Origin of the sequence: Thermoactinomyces vulgaris, assembly GCF_005886755.1 — a bacterium.
In the GTDB taxonomy this organism is placed as follows: Bacteria; Bacillota; Bacilli; order Thermoactinomycetales; family Thermoactinomycetaceae; genus Thermoactinomyces; species Thermoactinomyces vulgaris.
On record NZ_CP039710.1, the window covers coordinates 2,556,799 to 2,579,012 of the forward strand.

Below are 22,214 nucleotides of genomic sequence, written 5' to 3' on the forward strand. Positions count from 1 at the left end.
TACAATGCTCCTTTTCTTTAATAGTTTCTATAAATCTATTCAAAACTATTCATTTCTCTCACCCTTTTTATAATTGAGACCACGAAGAAATTATATTCTTAACTGTAACATAATGATTCCAAGCGATTTCAGGCATCTTACCTTCTTCTGAAAATCATCCCTTTAAATTAATATTAGAAAATTAATTAAAGAGACAATTCTATTCGATATAAGAAAGACAGTGCCTCTTTAGCACTGCCTCCAAGTCAAACAGAACATGCCTAATCAAAAATCTTTGATTCAGCTCATTCATCCCACCACTTTTTCAGTTCATTAATATATTCCGGATCTTTGGTGGCCATGATGACTAATGGAGCGTAATCCAAACCAATAAATATGGATTCATCATTTCTTGTAAATAATAATCCTTTATCCACTTTCACCGGATAAATGTTCAAGAACTCTTCTGTTGAACGCTTTACCTCGATGGATGAACCTTCTTCATTGATAAACGTATCAAATAAAAACAATTTGGAAGTATCCTCCAAATTTTCATCCCTGAAAATGATTGATTTCCCATTTTCCTTCTCATGTATCTCAAAGTCAGGCCATCCTTTTTCGATAATGATACTAAACTCTTCATCCTTAAACGCACCGAAATTCTCAGTTATTCCTTCAATGTGAAAACATTGGCCTTGATCTGTTTTTAAATACACTTTCGTACAATAATATGTATCTTTGTAACGACGGTAGCAACGTTCCACAATCAAGTATATATCGATTTTGTTTGCTTCGCACAGTTCTTTAACATATGCTTTGTTAACCTCTAAATCATACACATGATACTTCACTCTTCTCACCCCATACTATGGTTTGAAATGAATATCTTCATAAACTCCGTTCATCCAAACATCTATATTTACACTGCCATCATTTTTCGTTCTAAACTGCGCCAACATGTTATCATTTTTATCATATATTCTTGACCAACCTTGTCTAGGATCATCTGGTTCAAATATATTCCCTTTTTCATCTCTAATCGTTATACTTCTTTCTCTAGCAAAATCAAAAATTTCTTGTGGGACATTCTTTAGCAATCAGCCAAATATTTGGTAGGTAATCATCTCAGCTGTTTCGTGTATGTTTTTATCTGTATGAAAATGTTACATATAAAAAGCAGCCTGCTGTCTACAGGCTGCTTAGGAATGACTCACAGGAATTGTTTTCTTTCTGATTTCACTTCTACACATTCTTTTTTAAATAATCCAATATAATTGACCTTGCTGTGAAACATTCTTTATATGTTTTGGCATACCCATATCGGATGGCATTTTCTTTAGACAGCCCCAAATTCATATGTTTAAAAAAATCAATCCCTCCATCAATAATTGTCAGGAAAAAATCCCTTTTGGGCAAATACCATTTTTTCTCCTCTAACAAAAATAAAACAATCCCCTTTTGCAATATTTTCATTTCCATTTCTAGTGGACGATCCGGAAAATACCCTTTACTTTCTTTATCGTAAATAGCCCTTAAAGTTAAATCAATAAGTTCCGCCCAAAGCTGATCAATAAGATCAAATTGTTTTTTTGATAAAATAGGTTCTTGATAATAATTTAATTCTATATGACCATCTAAATAATTATGATCAAGATAAGGATCGATTTTTCTTATTAAACTTGTTTCAGTAACTTCAATTTCATCAGGTACATCCAGATCTGGAGCGTCTATGGGTAAATAAATATAAGAATGAACCTCAAACATTAAAAACATCTCCTTAAAAATTGAGAAATAGTAGTTATATATTATTTTACTTTAGGGTAGAATTGGCCGACTCGACGGATTGCTTTCCCATTGGAATAAATATTATCTTTAAAGCCTACTACATATTGAATACCATCAACTTCAATTGCATTTATTTTACCTACCTGAAAATTATATGGTTTTCTTGCGTTTTTACGAATATTTTCTTTTTCTTGTATAATAATCATTGTTAGCACATCTTCGACGTCTTTTTCTGACATTTTACTTGGCAATAGAGTAGTATCTTTATAGTCCCCACTTCTAGTTGTTCTTACTTTTGGATTAAAGTACTTTGGATGATGACTTTCCAATATATGTTTCATTGCATTTTTGTCTAAAGAAATAAATATATTACTATCAACTTGAACGGTGATATTTTTGAAATTCTTCAAATAATTATCCAGATCATGTGGATTTGCAGCCCTGATTCTTCCGTCTTCCATCCATTTTCTCAATTGATCTCCAGGTATATTCACTAAGGAATCTGGCAATGCCAAGTCTTTCCCCGTTACACTGTTTTGTTTTTTGCCAAGAATTTTTTCAAAGTATTCTTGATAGGATTGGTTCGTATTTTGATTAGGCAAAGGAGTATTTTTGATTAAATCATTTCTTTGGGCTAAGTTTATAGTTTGGTTACCCCCGCCACTTTCACAATGCCCGCCATTAGGCAACAGCATCATGGCCACATAGCTGTCTGCCGGTTGTTCATAAACCAGGCAATCCAGCTTTTTGTATACCTTCATAGCCGCAGGGGCAATTTTGGGGATTCCAAAGTATCCAATTACTGTGAGAGCCGTTCCGGTTACACCGGTAATTGCCGCGTTCTTCCAATTGATATTTAACTTTCGGGAAAGAGTGCTGGCTGCATTTTTCCAAAAGTCTTTGGTAAACACTTTTTGTACGGGGGCGGGCAGTTTTTCAAGCAAACCGCTTCCTTTTCTCGCCAATTTGCTTGCCCTTGCCATTTTGCCGACTTTGTCCGCACCTTTGGTTCCCACCACAGCCAAGACAATTTCTCCAAGCGCATAACCAAACCATTCTGCACGGCTTTTGGCATCCCCGTGGATCACATCACGTATAAACGATTCGGAAATGGATTGCCAAATTGCTTTGATGGTATCAATCGGATGGGCAATCGCATGAAACAAATTTTTTAATGTTTCAATGGGATGTGCTATGATATCGGCGATCCCTTTGAGGGCATCCCAAAGGGCTTTACCCAATCCTTTAAAGAAGCTGCCGACCACAATCACAACCGACGTTAACAAGGACAAGATTTTCTCAAATGCTTCCAAGAAATCCGCTACTTTTTCCTTGGTCCAATGGATGAACTCTGAACCTTTCTCGCTGACCCACTCCCAGCCGTCTTTGAAAAATTCGGTCGTCTTGTCCCAGAATCCTTTTTCTTCGGCCTGTACTTCTGTGTTATGGATCGGTTGTTGCTTTTGCGGCGCGGGAGTGTGTTCAAACTGATCAAAATCTTCATTCACCTTGGGAACATCAAATCCCCCGGGTTCGGCATAACCCGTGCCGCCAACCAATGCGAATGACCCGGCCAACAGAATCAGAAGGACAAAAAACGAGCGCAAAAACCTGTTCACGCTGTCAAACCTCCCGTGAAACCTTTTCGTTGTTGATCTTTGGTTCCCTTCAATTTTTATGTAACATTAGAAGGATACCGAATATATTCGGTCTTCAAGGGGTTGTCATTTTTTTAAAATATTGCAAATTGATCAGAAGGAATGACAGAAGATTTCAAGTGGAGGGTATATCTCTTCAAGAGCCAGGCAATCCAAAACCCGGAAGTTAGGGATCGAGACGTATGTCCAGCATATTCCCGACGGGAAGGGAATGAATGGCCAATGCGATTCTAAAAAAGCAAAAAAGCCGCCTCAACATGAGAACGGCTTTTTGGGATACGGACGTCATCCGGATTGTTTGACGGCTTGATCAAATTCTTCCAAGACTTTCGCGGAAGGTTTGGCGGTGAGCAGACTGACCACGATGATGGCAATGGTACAAGCGATAAATCCGGGAATCATTTCGTAAACTTCTGCAAAAGCTTCAATTTGTTCCCAAATGATGACCGTAACCGCCCCGGTGATCATTCCGGCCAAGGCCCCCCACTTGTTCATCCGTTTCCAATACAAGCTCAACAATACCACGGGGCCAAACGCTGAACCGAATCCGGCCCAGGCATATCCGACCAGATTCAAAATGGTTTCGTTCGGATTCAAGGCCAGATACAAAGCGATCAAGGCGACAATCAACAGGGAAATCCGTCCCACCAGCACCAGTTCTTTATCCGATGCCGAACGGCGCATAAACGCTTTATAAAAGTCTTCGGTCAACGCACTGGCGGTCACCAGCAATTGCGAAGAAATGGTGCTCATCACTGCCGCCAAAATGGCCGCCAGCATGAAACCGAAAATCAGGGGATGGAACAATACGTCCGACAAAACGATAAACACGGTTTCCGGATTGGCCAGATTTTGTGCGCTTTGATGAAAGTAGGCGATGCCGAGCAATCCGGTAAACATCGCTCCAACGATGGAGAAAATCATCCAGCCCATTCCGATCCGGCGGGCACTTTTCATTTCCTTGACCGAAGTGATGGCCATAAAGCGGACGATGATGTGGGGTTGTCCAAAATAACCCAATCCCCAGGCCAGGAAAGACAAAATGCCAATGACGCTCGTTCCTCTGAACGCATCCAGCAACGCCGGATCAATGGATTTGATTTCCGAAACGGTGGTTCCCCATCCCCCGATTTCAAACAGGGTCACCAGCGGCACCAGAATGAGGGCGATAAACATAATGGTTCCTTGCACAAAGTCCGTCCAGCTGACCGCCAGGAATCCCCCAAACAAGGTGTACAAAATGACGACGCTGGCAGTTAACCAGACGCCCCACGCATAATCCATGCCAAATGCGGTTTTGAACAATTCGCCGCCGGAAACCATGCCCGATGAGGTATAAAAGGTAAAAAAGATAAAAATTACCAGCGCAGAGACGATTCTGAGAACCCGCGAGGAATCCTGAAAGCGGTTTTCGAAATAGTCCGGAATCGTGATGGAATTATTTGCAATTTCCGTATAAGTCCGAAGACGGGGTGCCACATAAAGCCAGTTCAGATATGCCCCCAACGTCAGTCCGACCACAATCCAGCCGCTGCTCAGCCCGGCGGCGTACATGGCGCCCGGCAATCCCATCAACAACCATCCGCTCATGTCCGATGCCCCGGCACTCAACGCGGTGACCGCCGGCCCCAGGTTTCTCCCGCCCAACATGTAGTCCGACAAATCTTGTGTCCGGCGGTAAGCAAAATAACCAATTACCAACATGCCAATCATATAAATGCTTAATGAGACAATGACACCTGCATTCATCCAAGCTCCCCCTGGAATTAGATTTGTGAGCGTTTTCAATCTCAAAGAAAAGTCCGAAGAAAAAGGTTCAGCGGTACCGCCAAAGCAATTTCACATATAAATACTTTTCTTTAATGCAACAGTATGTCATATTTGTGACATTTCGTCAACATTTGTGCATTTCGCCCCAATTTGTTCCATCCTATTTCCCGATTTTGGTATGTGGCACCGTTTTGGCTTCGCATACGATTTCCACCAAGGTGACACAAGGTTCGGAGAGAGCCTGTTGAATGACCGGTTCCAACTCCGCTTCGGTCTCCACCCGGTAAGCCTTTGCCCCCAGTCCGACGGCAACCGTGGACAAGTCGATGTGGGCAAGTTCGGCGCCGAGCGTTTCCAGCCCTTCGGCGAGCATTTTGTTTCGCTCCATGGCATATGCCTGATTTTTCAGCACAAAGACGGTCAGCGCCAACTGCTGGTTCACCGCCGTGTTCAACTCGGCAATGGTTTGCAAGATTCCGCCGTCCCCGGCAATGGCGACCGATTGCCGGCCGGGGGCGCATAATTTGGCGGCAATGGCCGCCGGCAAAGCAAATCCCAACGTTCTCCACTTGCCGGACAGCAAAATCTCTTGTTCCGCAAAATGAAAAACCCGTTCAAACCATAGGGTGTGATCCCCCGTATCCACGGAAATCACGGCATCTGGATCCACCTGTTGATTGATGGCGTAAAGAACGCGCTGCGGGGCCAACGGCGATTGAATTTGTTGGATTTCGCCGGCCACTTTCAGATCCCACGCCGCTTTTTTCTCCTGAATCGTTTGCTCCCACTCCGGATTGGAATTCGTGGAGACATCGTTCACCAGTTCCGGGAGAAGCGAGCCGAGGTTCTCAACCAGTGCAGCTTTCGGGACATGGGTCCGCCCGATGTTTTCCGAAACACTGTCCACTTGGATCACGGGAAGATCCTGGGGCACGTAATCCTCCGGCCACCACGTCGCTCCCAGAATGAGGCACAAATCCGCCTCATGCAAAAGTTGGGTGGAAGCTTCCGATCCGCCTTGCCCCAAACCGCCGACAAACAAAGGATGATCATTGGGGACGCAGGATTTGGCCGGCATAGTGGTAATGATGGGAGCCGTCAATTTTTCCGCCAACCGGACCACTTCCTCCCGCACATTTCGGATTCCCCTGCCTGCAAGCAATACAGGCCGCCCGGCCTGCTCCAAGAGCTTCAGCACCGTTTGGTACTCCTCCTGGTAAGCAATCACTGACGGATCCGGAGGTGGCAATGGAAACAGGCGGGACCGGACGGTTTGTTTCCACAGATCTTTGGGAATGCTCAAATGCGCCACGGTGCCTCTGGCCAATGCAGTTTTTGCCGCCAGATTGAGTTGGGTGGGAAAAGCTTCAGGGTTCACCGTCGTTGCCGAATATTGCACAACGGGTTGAACCAAACGTTGTTGGTCGATTTCCTGATGGCTTCCCGTGCCCATGTTTTTCGTCGCCACTTGGCCGGTCACCGCCAATACCGGTGCACGGTCAAAATAAGCATCGGCCAACCCGTTTATGAGCAATGCGATCCCCGGGCCGCTGGTGGCCATGCACACCGCCAGCTTTCCGGTCAGTTTCGCTTCGGCGGAAGCCATCAAAGCGGCGGCCGTCTCATGGCGACAAGCGATATAACGGATCCGGTCTTGTTTGGCCAGTTCATCCAACAACTCCAAATTTGCATCGCCGATCACCCCGTAGATGCGCTCGCATCCCCATTCTGTCAACTGATCCAACAAATGTTTGGCAACGGTTCTGTCTTCCATCCCGATCATCCTTCAACACTTTTTAACCCCATTTATTTCCATTTTCAGAACCCTTTATCCCGAAAGCCTGCAACAAAAAAAGATGACCGGTTGGTCACCTTGCGTTGGATCATGGGGGTTGTCAGAGCGATCGGATACATTTTTTCAACTCGCCGGCCGGTTCCACATGAACATGCACATGGCGGATGTTGTCAAAGCCGATTAACTGTTTTTCCACCTTTTCCGTGATCTCATGGCTTTCTTCCACTGACAAAAAAGGATTCACTGCGATCGTGATTTCCACGAAAACATACGGACCGTGATAGCGTGCCCGGAGTTCCCGGACCTGGTCAATTCCGCTGATCTTTAGCACCTGTTGTTCGATTTTCTCCAGCTTCTCTTGATCAAATCCGTCCATCAGTTCGTCAACGGCCGGGCGGCCGATCTCCCAACCGGTTTTAAAAATCATACCTCCGACCACCACCGCCAGAAGCGGGTCCATCCAATGCCAGCCCCAATAAGCTCCCGCCATGCCCACCGCTGTCCCGAGACTGACCAATCCATCGGACCGGTTGTCACAGGCGGCGGCTTCCAAGGCTTGGCTGCCGGTTTTTTTGCTCAACGAAAAATTGACATACGACACGCCGAACATGATCAGCGCCGAACCGATCGACACGGCAAAGGCCCACGGATGCGCCTCATTTTGTGGCGGACGCCACAGGGCCTGAAGCGCACGCACCCAAATTTCCACCGCCACCAACACCATGAACGAAGCCGCCACCAGGGTGGCAATGGTTTCCGCCTTGCGATGGCCAAACGGATGGTTATGGTCTGCCGGTTGCTGTGAAACTTTTAATCCGATCAGGATGGCAAAGGAAAGCAACAAATCGGAAACATTGTTCAATCCGTCCGCAAACATCGCTTCCGATTGGATATGTAACCCCGTCCAACATTTCAAAAGAGACAAAACCAAGTAGGCGGCCATGCTGAGCCATGCCCCTTTTTGGGCACTCCTTGGGTCCGGTCCGGATAAATTCAACAAATTTCTCCACTCCTTTTCCCTGCCTAAGCATTCTTATCATAAAAGGCAAACCGGCTTTTCGTCCAGAGCAACGTTTTTTGCCTTGGCAAGAAAAACTGACATCCCTCATCTTTTTTGGATGCGTCCAAATTGCCCGATTGTCACCAGGCTTTGATAGAACTTTCCCGTTGACAAATGGTATGATGGAGACAGTATTGACTGAATGGAGATAGGTGGGTTATTGGTATGTGGAAAAAAGAAATCGTACAAGAAGCATGTCGCAAATTTCAGGGAAATGCAGATTCACTCCGGTTCCTGGGTGGATTTCATGAAAATGTCTATGAGTATGAGCGGGACGGGGAACGGTTCATCTTAAAACTAATTCCAATTGCCCGAAAAGACGAAGGCCAATTGAATCTGGAACAGCAATGGATCTCTTATCTCCGGTCCAACGGCGTCCGGCTGCCGGAACCCGTCTTGTCGGAAAACGGCCGGCCCGTTGAAACGATCATTCGATTGCCCATCCCCTGCTGCATCATATCTTATAAAAAGGAAAAAGGAGAAAAAATCCATGCATCCAATCCGTATGTATGGAACCCCCGATTGCTGCGCCGGATCGGACAAACGATGGGAAAGATCCATTCGCTGTCATCCCGGTTTACGCAACGGGCCGCCATCCCGGCATATGAAGAATGGAACGAAGGAGAGATCTTTTACCGGGACTTCTCTTTTGTGGACGGCTGGATCGCCGACCGCTTCAGTTTATTTTTGCAAAAGGTCCGCTCCTTCCCCAAAAACAGCCAATCTTACGGTTTGATCCACAATGATTTTCAGCCCGGAGGTTTTTTGGTCGATCCGCATGATCAGGTGATTTTGTTTGACTTCAAGCACATAAAACACCATTTCTTTACATACGAGATTGCCACCCTTCTTTTCCACGCATTGGAAGGGTTTCCCGAAAAAAATCATGAAACACTGAAAGATTCGTTCCTCCACTCATTGATGGAAGGATATTTTTTGGAACACCATCTGGAAGACGGCTGGCAGGAACAAGTGAACTTTTTCTTGGAATACCGGCTGTTTTTCTTGTATATTTCCCTTCTCACCTTGATTCCGACCGAAAAATTGAACCACTGGCAAAAGGAACAACTCCTTCGTTTGAAAAGCCGGTTGGAAAAACGGCAATTTTTGGTCCGAACGGAATAAAAAAAGCCACCTCGCCGGGTGGCTTTTTTTTATTGAATGTAGTTCCTCGGATTGACAGGCGTCCCGTTTTTATGTACCTCAAAGTGCAAGTGCGGGCCGGTCGACCGCCCGTTGTTCCCGACGGCGGCAATTTGTTGCCCTCTGGAAACGCGCTGTCCGACACTGACATTTACTTGGTAACGGTACATATGGGCATAAAGGGTGCTCAATCCGTTGCCATGATTAATGATCACGTAAATTCCGTACCCACCGGGGTTCGATTTAATCGATTGAACCACGCCGGATTCTGCGGCGTAAATCGGTGTCCCCACCGGACGGGGAATGTCAATTCCCGCGTGCATGTGTGTCCCGCGGTTTTGGGAGAAGTTCCAATAAACCGTTCCGCGCGTGCTTGGAAAGGCAAGGATTCCGCCTCCCCCGCCAGAACCGGCGTATTTTTGCATCAGCTCTTTTTCCTTGGCTTCCAGCTTGTTCAATTCTTCCCGGTGTTTTTGAAGTTGCGCCTCGATTTCTTTTACTTTTGCTTCCGATTGTTCCAAAAGTTCAGATTGGGCTTTCTTTTTCTCTTCCAACTCTTTTTTGTTTTTTTCCAGATCCATTTTTGCCTTCACAAAAACATTGAGTTCGTTGGCCTGTTCTTTCATGAGAATGCGCATCACTTCAAACCGTTCCAAAAATTTGGAGAACGAATCCACAGTGAACAGGTGAGCCAAATGCGTCCCGTCCCCCTGTAGATACATGCGTCTCAAGTTTTCCCCGAACGACTTTTCATGCTTTTCCAAGTACGTTTGATTGGCTTCGATTTTCTTGTTGATCTCACCGATTTGTTGGTCCAATTGGGTGATTTCTTGTTCCACTTTCGCCAATTCTTTCTGGGTCTCTACCTTCATGTCCTGAATTTTTTCGATTTCGCTTTCCGACTTCTTCTGTTGGTCACGCACTTCTTCCAGTTCTTTTTTTCCGGACTCCGCATTCACCTGTTGGGCACCGGTGATGAAGGATGCGGACAGGATACAGGCCGTAAGTAAAATGGAAAGCAGCTTCCTGACCATCTGTCTCTCCTCTTTATTCTCAGTTTTTGAAGCTTTTACTATTCTACTATTTTAGCAAAAATAATCCAAACACCAATTACCAAAATTTATAACAGATTAGTGATACCAATCTGTCCTTTTTCAAGTATTTTTTACCAGATCCATCCATGACAGAATCTTATTCTCTTTCCAGAAACTCTAACTCTTTGACAGATCAAGGATATCTTTTAATCCAATCTTTGTCAAAGCCCCTTCCGGTTCATGACCTCCTTCAAAGCAAGCTCACTGGTGAATTTCCCGGCGATTGTGTCGATCCTTTGAACAAGAGAAAAGTTGCACTTAATCCAATATTTTAATTCGAATATAAACGTAGGATTGCTAAATGAAATATAATTTTATTTTTAAAAAACGGAAAACCTGCAAAACCATTCATTCTTTACCAACTTCATGAAAGACACCTGAAGAGGTATTGCAAAATGAGACGAAAAATTGCCAATATCATCTTTTCCTTGTTTTTTGTCGGTTCGTATCAGAAAAGAGCCGCCGGCGGAACACTCGGTGTATTGCTCGGGATCCTGCCGATCGGACACACGGCATGGATCATCGGACTCATCCTCAGCCTGGTCTTTCGTCTGAATCTGTTGGCGGTCTGTGTGGGAATTTGTGTTTCGCTTTTATATCCGCTTCTGCATGTGGCGGTGTACCGGATGGGGATGGACCGGTTTTTTCCCACCGCGGATAAAACCATTCTTTATCTCTTGACCGGCGCCCTGTTTTTGCTTGTATGCCACGGGATCTTTCTCTTTCTTTACAAAGACGTACATATCCGGACGCTGTCCAATGAAGAAAAAATGTTTGTCTTCCATGACCGGGGCAGAAGGTGGAGATTTTTAAAGCGGGCTTTCCTGATTTTAAGCCTTCTTTCCTTGGTCAGCCTGGCCGTATTCGGGATCAGCCTGTATGATCATCCGGTCGTTCCTCCGCTCTATTCAAACTCATGGGCGAAATCTTCCATTCAGCCGGCTGAACGGAATGACGTGTCTTCCGACGGCGAATCGCCTGTGTTCCCCGGGGAAATCGGAACACAAGAAGCAAAAGATTTCACAACTTATGCCTATTACGTCCCTTGGGATTCCAAAGGCTGGTTTGATTTGAACACACTGGGGCACATCAAAGACATCGACGTGCTGATTCCGGAGTGGTATTCGCTCACCCCCGATTTGACGCTGGACATCAAACGGGACGAGAATGTGGACAAGCTGGCTGAGAAACATCATGTCAAAATCATTCCAAGACTGAATAATTTTTCCGGTCAAGAGTGGGACGAACCGGCGGTCCGGCGCCTGCTGGCCTCGCCGCAAAAGCGCGCCGCATTGATCGAAAATCTGCGCCAGGACGTAAAAAAACACGGTTATGCCGGGATCAACATTTATTTTGAAAAGGTCCGGGCTGAAGACAAACTGCGGTTTACCCAATTCATCAAAGAACTGTCTTTTGCCTTTCATCAGGACGGGCTCAAGGTGATCCACAGCGTCCCGATTCGCGATCCAGCTTATGATCTCCTCGCGCTGTCCAAATATGCCGATTATCTGGATGTCATTTTGCATGAAGAACATCATAAAGAAGGGTCTCCGGGGCCGGTTGCCTCCTTTGACTGGGTGAAACAATCCCTGGAGAATTTGCCGGTTCCTCCTTCCAAACGGATCATCAGTCTGGGGACTTACGGATACGACTGGACGGTTGGAAAGCAAACGCCAGCTGAATCCTTGACTTTCGACCAAGTCATGTTGCTGGCCCGACAGCATAATTTAAATATTGAATGGGACCGGGCAAGCAACAATCCCACCCTGCGTTACAAAAAAGGAAATGAAGAACACATTGTCTGGTTTTTGGATGCGCCGGCCTTTTACAATCAATTGCGCCTGATCCGGCAATATGGCGCCGAGGGAATTGCCTTTTGGCGGCTGGGTTCGGAAGACCAAGCGATTTGGCCGTTGATCAACCGGGATCCCGATGCCTTGGCCGACATCAAGCAAATCTCCAGCCCCATTCCTGAATACATCGGCAACGGGGAAATATTGTCTGTCGCGGACACCGAAAAAAAGGGAACCCGTGATATCACCATGCAAAACGAAAAATGGATCCAATCCGTCGACTACCGTCACCCGTCTTCCCCGCTTCTGATTCAGCGGTTTGGCTCAGTGGACGGGAAGAAAATCGCACTCACGTTTGATGACGGTCCCGACGGCACCTATACCGGGAAAATCCTGGACATTTTAAAAGAGCACAACGTCAAAGCTTCTTTTTACATTACCGGCAGAAATGCCGTGTTACACCCGGATCTGGTGGAACGGTTGTATGAGGAAGGGCACGAGGTCGGCAACCATACGTACTTTCACCCTCATTTGGGACAAGTCCATCCGTTGCGCGTGCAGCTGGAGTTGCATGCAACCCAACGGTTGTTCCAAGCCTTTACCGACCACACCATGACCACGTTCCGCCCTCCCTATCAAGTGGAGTCGGAACCGCAAACCTTGGATGAAATCCGGGCCATGGTGCGGGGAAGCGGATACGGATATACGATGATCAGCAAAAACATCGAAACGTTCGACTGGCAAAACCCCCCCAGCGAACAAATCCAAAAACGCGTTTTATCCCAGTTGAATCTGGGACATATCGCGCTCATGCACGATGCCGGCGGGGACCGCTCGGCAACGGTCCGTGCACTGCCCGGCTTGATTGAAACCCTGAAAAAAGAAGGGTATCAATTTGTCACCGTCAGCGAGTTGACCGGAAAAACGCGGGAGGAAGCCATGCCTTCCATCCAGCCGGAAGAAAAGATTTACATGCCGTTTGTCAAAGCCGTGTATACCGTATGGGGATTGTTTCAACACAGCTTCACCTTTCTCATCTATGCGGGCATCGGCATCGGGTTTGTCCGGGTCGCCTTTTTGATGTATTTCTCCTTCCGGCACGGATCAAATTCAAAAGGCGGGTCAAATGGCTGAACCGGGGAGCGGAACTCGTCGATTTCCATCCGATGGTCAGCGTGGTGATCGCCGCTTACAACGAGGAAAAAGTGATTAACAAAACCATCCATTCAGTATTGAAAAGCCGTTACGACCAGTTGGAAGTGATCATCGTCAATGACGGATCCACCGACCGGACCGAAGCGGTGATCAAACAGGAGTTTTACCATGATCCCAGAGTCCGGGTGATCACCCAGCCCAACAGCGGAAAAACAACGGCCATCAACCGGGGATACCGTCTGGCCAAAGGGGAAATCATTGTGTCGATTGATGCCGACACCCTGATTACGGAAGACACCATCCCGCTTTTGGTCCGGCACTTCCAGGATGAAAAGGTGGCGGCAGTTTCCGGGAACGTCAAAGTGGGAAACGTCCGGAACCTGATCACGCTGTGGCAACATGTGGAATATATCACGGGCTTTAACTTGGAACGGAGGGCTTTTGACGATTTGAACTGCATCCCGGTCGTTCCGGGAGCCATCGGTGCTTGGCGCAAAAAAGCCGTCGAAGAAGTCGGTTATTTCCAGCATGACACCTTGGCGGAGGACACCGACATCACCATCACCCTGTTACGCCACGGCTACAAAGTGGAGTTCGAAGTGCGCGCGCTTGCTTACACCGAAGCGCCCGAAGACTTAAAAAGCCTCATCAAACAGCGGACCCGCTGGATTTACGGAACGTTGCAATGTTTGTGGAAACACCGGGGCGCTCTTTTCTCCAGAGAGCAAAAAGCACTGGGATTTGTTTCCCTCCCCAATATGTGGATCTTTCAATACGGGGTGCAAACTTTCTCGCTGTTTGTCGACTTGCTCTGCCTGTTGAGTTTGTTTACGGAACACGCCGTCACCACCATGATGTTTTATGCCGGATTCCTGCTGTTTGACCTTTTGGCGGCTTATTTCGCCTTCCAATTGGAAAAGGAAAGCCCCAAACCGTTGAAATGGCTGTTTATCCAGCGGTTTGTCTACCGGCAACTCATGTCTTACGTCGTCCTCCGTTCGTTCTACTATGCATTAAAAGGCGTCTCAGTCGGTTGGAACAAACTGAACCGGAACGGAAATGTGCAGCTGGAAATGAAAGAGCCCGTCAAACGGACCGGATAATGAGCATCAAAAACTCTCCTGGCCACTTGGATCAGGAGAGTTTTTTGTTTCATTTCAACAAACACAAAAAAAACCTCCGAAAACGGAGGTTTTTAAACGGTGTCCGCTTTGCCTGCCGGACTTTGCTTTTCTTTTTTCCACAATGCTTCCATCTGCTCCAGTGTTTTTCCTTTGGTTTCCGGAACCATCTTCCAGATAAACAGCGCGGACAGTACGCTCATGGTTCCGTAAAAACCATAAGTGAACGCACCACTGAATTCCATCATGGCCGGATAAGTCGAAGAAATGAAGAAATTGGCCAGCCATTGTGCGGCAACGGCCACCGCCATGGCCTGCCCCCGGATTTTGTTTGGGAAAATTTCAGACAACATCACCCAGCAAACCGGTCCCCAAGACATCATAAACGACGCGGTGTAAAATACCATGAAAAACAATGCCCAGATGCCGAACCATTGGAGTGATGCAAACGCCGCCATTCCGAACATGCCTGCGGCCATTCCGATTGAACCGGTAATCAGCAAAGGTTTTCTTCCCCATTTGTCCACCGTTTGAATGGCCACGATGGTGAAAATGACATTGACAGTCCCCATGACCACGGTTTGGACCATGGAGGCATTTTGGCCGGCACCCATGCTTTCAAAAATGCGCGGGGCATAATAGAGCGCCACATTGATTCCGACGAATTGCTGGAAAACCGAAAGCAAAACCCCCACGGCAATCACAAGCTTCCCGTAGGAAAACAGCCGGCCGGCTTTCACTTTTTGGCGCAACGACGCTTCGATTTCCGCCAAAATTCCCTGCGCCCGGTCTTTGGAGCCATAGATTTTCTTTAAGATGCCAAACGCCTGATCCCTGCGGCTTTTGGAAGCCAGGAACCTCGGAGTTTCCGGAACAAAAAACAATAAAACCAAAAACAGGGTGGCCGGAACCAGTTCGGATGCCATCATGTACCTCCAGCCACGGTCGACAATCCACTCCATCGAATGGCCGCTGGCAATCATCCAGTTCACAATGTATACCACCAATTGCCCGAAAATAATGGCAAATTGGTAGTAAGAAACAAGCCTTCCCCGGACGGATGCAGGGGCGATTTCCCCGATATACGTCGGTGAAGCGGCAGATGCGATTCCAACCCCGACCCCGCCAAGAATCCGGTAGAAGTTAAACATCCACAGCAATCCCATCGTGGGCTCCCCCGCTTGGAAAAACAAGAACTCCGGATACGCGGACCCCAAAGCCGACAAGATAAATAAAACAGCCGATACCAACAATGCATTTTTGCGTCCGATGGAATTGGAAATCCATCCGGAAATCATGGCGCCAAGGATGCAACCAATCAATGCGGATGACACGGTTAACCCGTGGACGAATGAACCAAGCCCGAGACTTTGGATCAGGTATACTTCAATGGCTTGCTCCGCCCCGGAGATGACAGCCGTGTCATATCCGAACAAAAGTCCTCCCAATGCCGCGGTCAAAGTAAGCGATAAAATATAAAAGCGATGCGTGCCATCCTTCATCCGTTTTGAGGAACAAGCCCCCTTTTCGGGGGCCGGCCCTCCGCCTCCTCTCTTTGTCAAGGCATTCACCGGAAGAAACCTCCTGCTTTACCTTTGGGCAACAATATTTAACAAGTATTGGTTGATGGTGGCTTTGATCTGTTCCAGCCGCCCGGATTCATTCCGGATTTCGTTTAAGCCCAGCGCATATTCCTCCAATTTGTGAAAATCGACTTTCCCTTCGACAATCTCTTTTCCGATTCCATCCCGATAACTCGCGTACCGTTTTTCGATCCATCCATCCAGCACTTGATCATCAATCAATTTTTGTGCCACTTTGAGCCCCACGGCAAAGCTGTCCATTCCGACGATATGGGCCAGGAATAAATCATCCGGTTCGAACGAACCACGGCGCACTTTGGCGTCAAAGTTCAATCCGCCCGGCTTCAAGCCACCATTTTTCAGAATTTCATACATGGCCAGGGTTGTTGCATACAAATCCGACGGAAATTCATCGGTATCCCAACCCAACAGAGGATGCCCCTGGTTGGCATCCACAGACCCCAGCAAGCCGTGAATCCGTGCATAGCGCAGTTCATGTTCAAAGGTGTGGCCGGCAAGGGTGGCATGGTTGGCTTCGATATTTAATTTGAAATCATCTTGAAGGTCATAATGTTGCAAAAACGCATAGCAACTGGCCGCATCAAAATCATATTGGTGCGAGGTCGGCTCTTTGGGTTTCGGCTCCAGCAACAACTGCCCTTCAAAGCCGATTTCTTTGGCATAATCCACCGCCATGCGGAAGAAACGGGCCAAATTGTCCAACTCCAGCTTCATGTCGGTATTCAAAAGCGTTTCATATCCTTCGCGCCCGCCCCAAAACACATAATTTTCCGCTTCCAGCTCTTTGGCAATTTCCAACCCTTTTTTCACTTTGGCTGCTGCATAGGCAAACACATCCGCCTGGTTGGAAGAGGCCGCCCCGTGCACGAAACGCGGGTGCGTAAAGTTGTTCACGGTGTTCCACAGCAATTTAACCTTGCTGTCTTTCATGTAATCCTTAATCATCGACACAATGATATCCAGATTTCGATTGGTCTCTCTTAAATTGCTTCCTTCCGGCGCGATATCCACATCATGGAAGCAGAAATAAGGAACCCCCAGTTTTTCAAAAAATTCAAAGGCCGCTTCCACCCTCGCTTTGGCCAAATCCAGCCCCTGATACCGGTCCCATGGCCTGAGCGCCGTTCCGCTCCCGAACGGATCGGATAAATCTTCGGTAAAGGTATGCCAATAAGCCACACTGAACCGCAAGATCTCTTCCATGGTTTTGCCGCCGACTTTTTCCTCCGGATTGTAGTGCTTGAATGCAAAAGGATTGGATGACCCCGGACCCTCATACCGGATTTTTTCAATATTGGGGAAAAAGCTCATCTACCTCTTCTCCTTTCATGATCTGCGATGGGAAAAAACTTCAAACTTTGTTTATTCTTTAAATTAAGTTAATCGCAAAATGAAAACGTTGTCAATATAAAATACTCATCTAAACAAAGATATTCCGTTATACACACCAGATATTTCTTGTCGACTTTATTCATCGGTTAAACTATTCATGTCAAAAAACGGATAGAAAAAGAGGCCTTCCATTCAATGAATGGAGGCCTCTTTTTCAGATCAACGGGCTTCAGGGCTTGATTACATCATGCCGCCCATTCCGCCCATTCCTCCCATGTCCGGAGAACCGCTGTCTTTTTGTTCTTCCGGTTTGTCAGCCACAACGGCTTCCGTGGTGAGGAACATGGCAGCAACGGATGCTGCATTTTGCAGTGCGGAACGGGTTACTTTCGCCGGATCCACAACACCAGCTTGGATCATGTCGACCCATTCGCCGCTTGCAGCGTTGAATCCGATTCCGGCTTCTTCTTTTTTCAGACGTTCCACGATGACGGAACCTTCCAATCCGGCGTTGAAAGCGATTTGGCGTACCGGCTCTTCCAGTGCACGTTTGATGATGGAAACACCGGTTTTTTCGTCGCCAATCGGCAAGGAGCTTTCCAGATCTCCCACAACATTGATCACATTAACAAGCGCGGTTCCCCCACCGGCAACAATTCCTTCTTCCACAGCGGCACGGGTGGAGTTGAGCGCGTCTTCAATGCGCAATTTTTTCTCTTTGAGTTCGGTTTCGGTTGCAGCACCGACTTTGATGACGGCCACACCGCCAGCCAGTTTGGCCAGACGTTCTTGCAGTTTTTCTTTATCAAACTCGGAAGTGGTTTCTTCGAGTTGTTGACGGATTTGGTTTACACGGGATTGGATGGCACTGGGTTCACCGTAACCGTCAACGATGATGGTGTCGTCTTTGTTGACGCGTACTTGGCGGGCACGGCCGAGCACTTCGAGTCCGACGGATTTCAGGTCGAGACCCAATTCTTCGGAAATGCGTTGCCCACCGGTCAAGATGGCAATGTCATCGAGCATTGCTTTGCGGCGGTCACCAAATCCGGGAGCTTTTACAGCCACAGCGGTGAACGTTCCACGCAATTTGTTCACAACGAGGGTGGCCAATGCTTCCCCTTCCATGTCTTCGGCAATGATTAACAATTGTTTGCCTTGTTGTACCACTTTTTCCAGGATCGGCAGGATTTCTTGGATGCTGCTGATTTTTTTGTCGGTGATGAGGATGTACGGCTCATCCAAAACAGCTTCCATTTTGTCGGTGTCGGTTACCATGTAAGGAGAAATGTAACCGCGGTCGAATTGCATCCCTTCCACCACTTCGAGTTCGGTGGCGAATCCTTTGGACTCTTCCACGGTGATGACGCCGTCTTTACCCACTTTTTCCATGGCTTCGGCAATCAATTTACCGATTTCTTCATCGTTAGCAGAAATAGCTGCAACTTGGGCAATGGAGTCTTTTCCTTCGATCGGTTTTGCAATTTCATGAATTTGTTCAACGGCTTTTTTAACCGCTTTTTCGATCCCTTTGCGGAGAATCATCGGGTTTGCACCGGCAGCTACGTTTTTCAATCCTTCACGGATGATGGCTTGTGCCAAAACGGTGGCTGTGGTGGTACCGTCTCCGGCAACGTCGTTGGTTTTGGTTGCTACTTCTTTCACCAACTGTGCACCCATGTTTTCAAAAGGATCTTCCAATTCGATTTCTTTTGCAATGGTTACACCGTCATTTGTAATCAAAGGAGAACCGAATTTTCTTTCCAACACCACGTTGCGGCCTTTCGGTCCGAGGGTTACTTTTACCGCATTCGCCAGTGCGTCCACTCCGCGCAGCATTGCACGACGGGCTTCTTCGCTGAATTGAATTTCTTTTGCCATGACTCACCGTCCCCTTTCCATATGTAAGTGAAATTTTTATATCTCAATGACTGAGATCAGTCAACGATTGCGAGGATATCACTTTCACGCAAGATGAGGTATTCTTTGTCGCCGTATTTTACTTCGGTTCCGGCATATTTGGAGAAGATCACATGGTCTCCTTCTTTGACTTCCAATGCGATCCGGTTTCCATTGTCATCCAAGCGGCCGCTTCCAACCGCAACAATGCGTCCTTCTTGCGGTTTTTCTTTGGCGGTGTCCGGCAAAACGATGCCGCTGGCTGTTTTTTCTTCTTTTTCTACTGCTTCCAAGACAACACGATCACCCAAAGGTTTGATCATTGCGAAACCCTCCTTTGTTCAGTGGATGAATTTGTCATATTGTTAGCACTCATCAAAGCCGAGTGCTAACATCCATTAAATATAATATTCCTCTCGCCTTCATTTTTCAAGTGGGGAGCCAAAAAAACTATCAAAAATCCCGTTCAGGCAAAAATGAAAGCGATTCCCAACCCGAATCGCTTTCCAAATCCCGGTCTGCTTTTTTGTTTGTGAAATGCTCCTTATAATAAATAAACATCTCATATTGACTGGTTTAAATCAAGACGGATTTTAAAATCATCTTCCGGGCCGCCCGATGACGAATGGCCGGAAGAACCGCCATCCTGGCGCTTTCCGCCTTTGAACAAAGAGAGCAACCGGTCTTCAAAAAATTGGGAGACACACTGCCTGACCGATGGTATGGCCAACAGCGTCATCAAGACAAAGGCGAAAAAATACACCTTTGGGAAACGGTCTTTTGAACATGAACTCATGGTACTCCTCCTTCCATCAGGAATTGTTCCCCAATCCATATCAACCTATGTAACGCAAAAACTCCCGTCAGAGGACGGGAGTTTTTCGCCAATCATTGATTTTCTTTTTCCCACTCAGCATCTTGGCGCTCCATGCGCCGTGACAAAATCGTTGAAATGGAAATACTTACTTCATATAACAAGATCAGCGGAATGGAGACGAGGATGTTGGCGATCGGCTCGGGTGGCGTGATCAAAGCCGCGACGATCACCAGCCCCAGGTATGCATAACGCCGCACTTTGCGCAACAAATCCGGCGTCACCAAGCGGATGCGCGTCAAAAACAAAGTGATCACCGGCAATTCAAAAAACAGCGCGAGCGGCAGGATCACTCCGAACAAAAAACTGAAAGCATATTGTACGCTGAAGTTTTCCTGCAACCCCATCTGTCCGCCAAGCAACACCAAAAAATCAAGGATATAAGGAAAAATGACAAAATACCCGAAAGCAACGCCCGTTAAAAACAATCCCAATGAGACCGGAATATAAATCAACGCGGCCCTTTGTTCATTCGGGTGAAGACCCGGGCGGACAAAGCGCCAAAGGTGATACATCCAGAAAGGCGAACTGATCACCAAGGCTATAATGACCGATATTTGCATATAAATACGAATCGGATCAACCGGATTCAAGATGACGATTTTGTAATCGGAAAACAAGTCCTGCTTAATGAACAAGAACACATCCTGCGAATAAAAAAAGCTTCCGATTAAGGCGACGAAAAAAAAGACCAGACTCCATATAATACGGCGTCGAAGCTCCCCTAAATGCTCTGTGATCGGCTGTTGTTCATCGCTCATGATCCAATGCTCCCTTACAATCATCTGTGGCAATCATTTTTCCGTCGTCAAAGACTCTTCTTCGCTGTCCCCCGGGTTCCCTTCCGGAAAGTTTTTGAGGAAGTAAATCAATGTCTGCAGTTCGATCGTCAAATCGATATTGTGAATACGCACATAAGGTGGCGCCGTCAAACGGGCCGGCGTGAAGTTTAAAATCCCCCGGATCCCGTTCTTGACCAAAAAATCAGCCGTGGATTGAGCCGCATTCAGCGGAACAGTCAAAATCGCCACTTCCACATTGTGCAACTGGGTCACTTCCGCCAGGCGATCCATGGAATAGACCGGAATGCCATCCACATCTTTTCCCACTTTGTTCGGATCCTGGTCAAAACCGGCAACGATCTTGGTATTGTGGCTGCGATAAAAATTATATCTCAATAATGCCGTTCCGAGATTTCCCACTCCAACCAACACCACATTGGTGACCTCGTCTTGTTTCAAGAAATCCCGTAAAAATTGAAGCAGATAAGTAACATTATAACCGTAACCTTTTTTCCCGAGCTCACCCAGGTAAGAAAAATCGCGGCGAATCGTCGCCGGATCTATATGCAATGCATCGCTCAAATCCGCTGAAGAAACGCGTTGTTTCCCGATCGCATGCAATTTCTCCAAATAACGGTAATATAAAGGCAACCGCTTTGCCGTCACCTGCGGTATTTTATTTTCAGGCATCGTGCCAACATACACCTCCATAAATGTGAATCAACGCACAAAAGTTTTGCAAAAAACATCATACCATAAAACTTGTAAATTCGGGTGGTTCACTTAATTTTTAACCGGGTGAATTCCAATATTTTCCGCGGGGAAACCAACCAGTCCATCCTGCAATCATGAGGTTCTGCCTTCACATCATTTACAATTTGTTCATCATAAGCGACGCCCATACGGACCGCTCCGGGGTGCCGGGATAAAAACCGGTCATAATATCCGCCGCCGTATCCCAGGCGAAACCCTGAAACATCGAAGCCGACGCCCGGTACGATCACCAATTCCACTTTCTGAACGACAATCTCCTGACAAAGGGATGCGTCCGGTTCCAAAATGCCGTAGGCTCCTTCGGTCAAATCCTTCAATCCCCGAATCCGGAAGCAACGGATGGACTTCTTTTCTTTTTCGGTTTTTGGCAAAATCACCCGTTTGCCGGATGAAAGCGCTTCTTTCAGGGCAGGCAAAACATCCGCTTCACCACGAACCGGCATATAAAACATCACCGTCTTTGCCTGCTTGTAAGCCGGATGGCCCGTCACCTTCCGGCAGATAATATCAGAACATTCTTTCTTATATGCGGAAGAAAGACGGCTGCGGACTTCAAGCAAATGCCGGCGCAGTTCCTTTTTATTTTTCATGTTATT

General features: G+C 46.9%; 18 protein-coding genes. 3 read left to right on the forward strand and 15 right to left on the reverse strand.

Translation table 11 applies throughout. The annotated features are described in order from the left end of the window. Positions 1–284: 284 nt before the first annotated feature. The 6 genes from FA954_RS13080 to FA954_RS13105 all read right to left on the reverse strand — a co-directional run bounded on the left by FA954_RS13080 (position 285) and on the right by FA954_RS13105 (position 7,987). Complete coding sequence (locus tag FA954_RS13080) at positions 285–830, reverse strand: hypothetical protein (protein WP_037996374.1); 546 nt, start codon at positions 828–830, stop codon at positions 285–287. 391 nt (positions 831–1,221) lie between these two features. Further along, on the reverse strand, positions 1,222–1,743 hold the full coding sequence (locus FA954_RS13085) for a hypothetical protein (RefSeq protein ID WP_121873905.1): 522 nt from the start codon (positions 1,741–1,743) through the stop codon (positions 1,222–1,224). Positions 1,744–1,784: 41 nt separating this feature from the next. After that, positions 1,785–3,383 (reverse strand): hypothetical protein, encoded by a 1,599-nt coding sequence (locus tag FA954_RS13090; protein WP_138615189.1) that lies wholly within the window; start codon positions 3,381–3,383, stop codon positions 1,785–1,787. A gap of 324 nt (positions 3,384–3,707) precedes the next feature. Then, positions 3,708–5,171: a sodium/proline symporter PutP gene (putP, locus tag FA954_RS13095; protein ID WP_037996364.1), complete on the reverse strand. Its 1,464-nt coding sequence runs from the start codon at positions 5,169–5,171 to the stop codon at positions 3,708–3,710. A gap of 181 nt (positions 5,172–5,352) precedes the next feature. Further along, the gene (locus FA954_RS13100) at positions 5,353–6,966 is read right to left on the reverse strand and encodes a thiamine pyrophosphate-binding protein (RefSeq protein WP_170151266.1); all 1,614 of its coding nucleotides are present in this window, start codon (positions 6,964–6,966) and stop codon (positions 5,353–5,355) included. A 121-nt stretch (positions 6,967–7,087) separates the two neighbouring features. Next, the gene (locus FA954_RS13105) at positions 7,088–7,987 is read right to left on the reverse strand and encodes a cation diffusion facilitator family transporter (RefSeq protein ID WP_062843370.1); all 900 of its coding nucleotides are present in this window, start codon (positions 7,985–7,987) and stop codon (positions 7,088–7,090) included. Positions 7,988–8,212: 225 nt separating this feature from the next. Here FA954_RS13105 and FA954_RS13110 point away from each other — a divergent pair, with 225 nt between their 5' ends. Further along, positions 8,213–9,172 carry a phosphotransferase enzyme family protein gene (locus FA954_RS13110; protein ID WP_062843371.1) on the forward strand — a complete coding sequence of 320 codons (960 nt, stop codon included), beginning with the start codon at positions 8,213–8,215 and terminating at the stop codon, positions 9,170–9,172. A gap of 29 nt (positions 9,173–9,201) precedes the next feature. On the opposite strand, the gene FA954_RS13115 is transcribed toward FA954_RS13110, so the two are convergent. Continuing rightward, positions 9,202–10,224 (reverse strand): murein hydrolase activator EnvC family protein, encoded by a 1,023-nt coding sequence (locus FA954_RS13115; RefSeq protein WP_062843372.1) that lies wholly within the window; start codon positions 10,222–10,224, stop codon positions 9,202–9,204. A 455-nt stretch (positions 10,225–10,679) separates the two neighbouring features. Between FA954_RS13115 and FA954_RS13120 the strand changes: the two genes are divergently transcribed. Both FA954_RS13120 and FA954_RS13125 read left to right on the forward strand, forming a co-directional pair. Then, the gene (locus FA954_RS13120; protein WP_138615190.1) at positions 10,680–13,211 is read left to right on the forward strand and encodes a polysaccharide deacetylase family protein; all 2,532 of its coding nucleotides are present in this window, start codon (positions 10,680–10,682) and stop codon (positions 13,209–13,211) included. 32 nt (positions 13,212–13,243) lie between these two features. Beyond that, positions 13,244–14,335, forward strand: a complete 1,092-nt coding sequence (locus FA954_RS13125) for a glycosyltransferase family 2 protein (protein ID WP_175413216.1) — start codon at positions 13,244–13,246, stop codon at positions 14,333–14,335. A 92-nt stretch (positions 14,336–14,427) separates the two neighbouring features. Here the strand turns inward: FA954_RS13125 and xylE are convergent, their stop codons facing one another. The 8 genes from xylE to FA954_RS13165 all read right to left on the reverse strand — a co-directional run bounded on the left by xylE (position 14,428) and on the right by FA954_RS13165 (position 22,208). Then, the gene (gene xylE / locus FA954_RS13130) at positions 14,428–15,855 is read right to left on the reverse strand and encodes a D-xylose transporter XylE (protein WP_037998304.1); all 1,428 of its coding nucleotides are present in this window, start codon (positions 15,853–15,855) and stop codon (positions 14,428–14,430) included. A gap of 87 nt (positions 15,856–15,942) precedes the next feature. Then, positions 15,943–17,268 carry a xylose isomerase gene (gene xylA / locus FA954_RS13135; protein WP_037998292.1) on the reverse strand — a complete coding sequence of 442 codons (1,326 nt, stop codon included), beginning with the start codon at positions 17,266–17,268 and terminating at the stop codon, positions 15,943–15,945. A 261-nt stretch (positions 17,269–17,529) separates the two neighbouring features. Next, positions 17,530–19,170 carry a chaperonin GroEL gene (groL, locus tag FA954_RS13140; RefSeq protein ID WP_037998290.1) on the reverse strand — a complete coding sequence of 547 codons (1,641 nt, stop codon included), beginning with the start codon at positions 19,168–19,170 and terminating at the stop codon, positions 17,530–17,532. Between the two features lie 56 nt (positions 19,171–19,226). Further along, positions 19,227–19,511 (reverse strand): co-chaperone GroES, encoded by a 285-nt coding sequence (gene groES, locus FA954_RS13145; RefSeq protein ID WP_037998287.1) that lies wholly within the window; start codon positions 19,509–19,511, stop codon positions 19,227–19,229. A 239-nt stretch (positions 19,512–19,750) separates the two neighbouring features. Beyond that, a complete protein-coding gene (locus FA954_RS13150) occupies positions 19,751–19,984 on the reverse strand; it encodes a hypothetical protein (RefSeq protein ID WP_037998284.1) in 234 nt (77 codons plus the stop codon). A gap of 92 nt (positions 19,985–20,076) precedes the next feature. Next, positions 20,077–20,823, reverse strand: a complete 747-nt coding sequence (tatC, locus tag FA954_RS13155; RefSeq protein WP_037998282.1) for a twin-arginine translocase subunit TatC — start codon at positions 20,821–20,823, stop codon at positions 20,077–20,079. A gap of 33 nt (positions 20,824–20,856) precedes the next feature. Further along, positions 20,857–21,534 (reverse strand): redox-sensing transcriptional repressor Rex, encoded by a 678-nt coding sequence (locus FA954_RS13160; protein ID WP_052186911.1) that lies wholly within the window; start codon positions 21,532–21,534, stop codon positions 20,857–20,859. Between the two features lie 89 nt (positions 21,535–21,623). Further along, on the reverse strand, positions 21,624–22,208 hold the full coding sequence (locus FA954_RS13165; RefSeq protein WP_037998281.1) for a 5-formyltetrahydrofolate cyclo-ligase: 585 nt from the start codon (positions 22,206–22,208) through the stop codon (positions 21,624–21,626). Positions 22,209–22,214 lie beyond the last annotated feature (6 nt).

What these genes read in the sequence shown, in the direction of transcription:
- groES (WP_037998287.1), bottom strand. Translation starts at nt 19,511, where the DNA reads ATGATCAAACCTTTGGGTGATCGTGTTGTCTTGGAAGCAGTAGAAAAA.
- FA954_RS13150 (WP_037998284.1), bottom strand. Translation starts at nt 19,984, where the DNA reads ATGAGTTCATGTTCAAAAGACCGTTTCCCAAAGGTGTATTTTTTCGCC.
- FA954_RS13165 (WP_037998281.1), bottom strand. Translation starts at nt 22,208, where the DNA reads ATGAAAAATAAAAAGGAACTGCGCCGGCATTTGCTTGAAGTCCGCAGC.
- FA954_RS13125 (WP_175413216.1), top strand. Translation starts at nt 13,244, where the DNA reads ATGGTCAGCGTGGTGATCGCCGCTTACAACGAGGAAAAAGTGATTAAC.
- xylE (WP_037998304.1), bottom strand. Translation starts at nt 15,855, where the DNA reads ATGAAGGATGGCACGCATCGCTTTTATATTTTATCGCTTACTTTGACC.
- FA954_RS13110 (WP_062843371.1), top strand. Translation starts at nt 8,213, where the DNA reads ATGTGGAAAAAAGAAATCGTACAAGAAGCATGTCGCAAATTTCAGGGA.
- FA954_RS13100 (WP_170151266.1), bottom strand. Translation starts at nt 6,966, where the DNA reads ATGGAAGACAGAACCGTTGCCAAACATTTGTTGGATCAGTTGACAGAA.
- FA954_RS13115 (WP_062843372.1), bottom strand. Translation starts at nt 10,224, where the DNA reads ATGGTCAGGAAGCTGCTTTCCATTTTACTTACGGCCTGTATCCTGTCC.
- FA954_RS13160 (WP_052186911.1), bottom strand. Translation starts at nt 21,534, where the DNA reads ATGCCTGAAAATAAAATACCGCAGGTGACGGCAAAGCGGTTGCCTTTA.
- FA954_RS13120 (WP_138615190.1), top strand. Translation starts at nt 10,680, where the DNA reads ATGAGACGAAAAATTGCCAATATCATCTTTTCCTTGTTTTTTGTCGGT.
- FA954_RS13085 (WP_121873905.1), bottom strand. Translation starts at nt 1,743, where the DNA reads ATGTTTGAGGTTCATTCTTATATTTATTTACCCATAGACGCTCCAGAT.
- tatC (WP_037998282.1), bottom strand. Translation starts at nt 20,823, where the DNA reads ATGAGCGATGAACAACAGCCGATCACAGAGCATTTAGGGGAGCTTCGA.
- groL (WP_037998290.1), bottom strand. Translation starts at nt 19,170, where the DNA reads ATGGCAAAAGAAATTCAATTCAGCGAAGAAGCCCGTCGTGCAATGCTG.
- xylA (WP_037998292.1), bottom strand. Translation starts at nt 17,268, where the DNA reads ATGAGCTTTTTCCCCAATATTGAAAAAATCCGGTATGAGGGTCCGGGG.
- putP (WP_037996364.1), bottom strand. Translation starts at nt 5,171, where the DNA reads ATGAATGCAGGTGTCATTGTCTCATTAAGCATTTATATGATTGGCATG.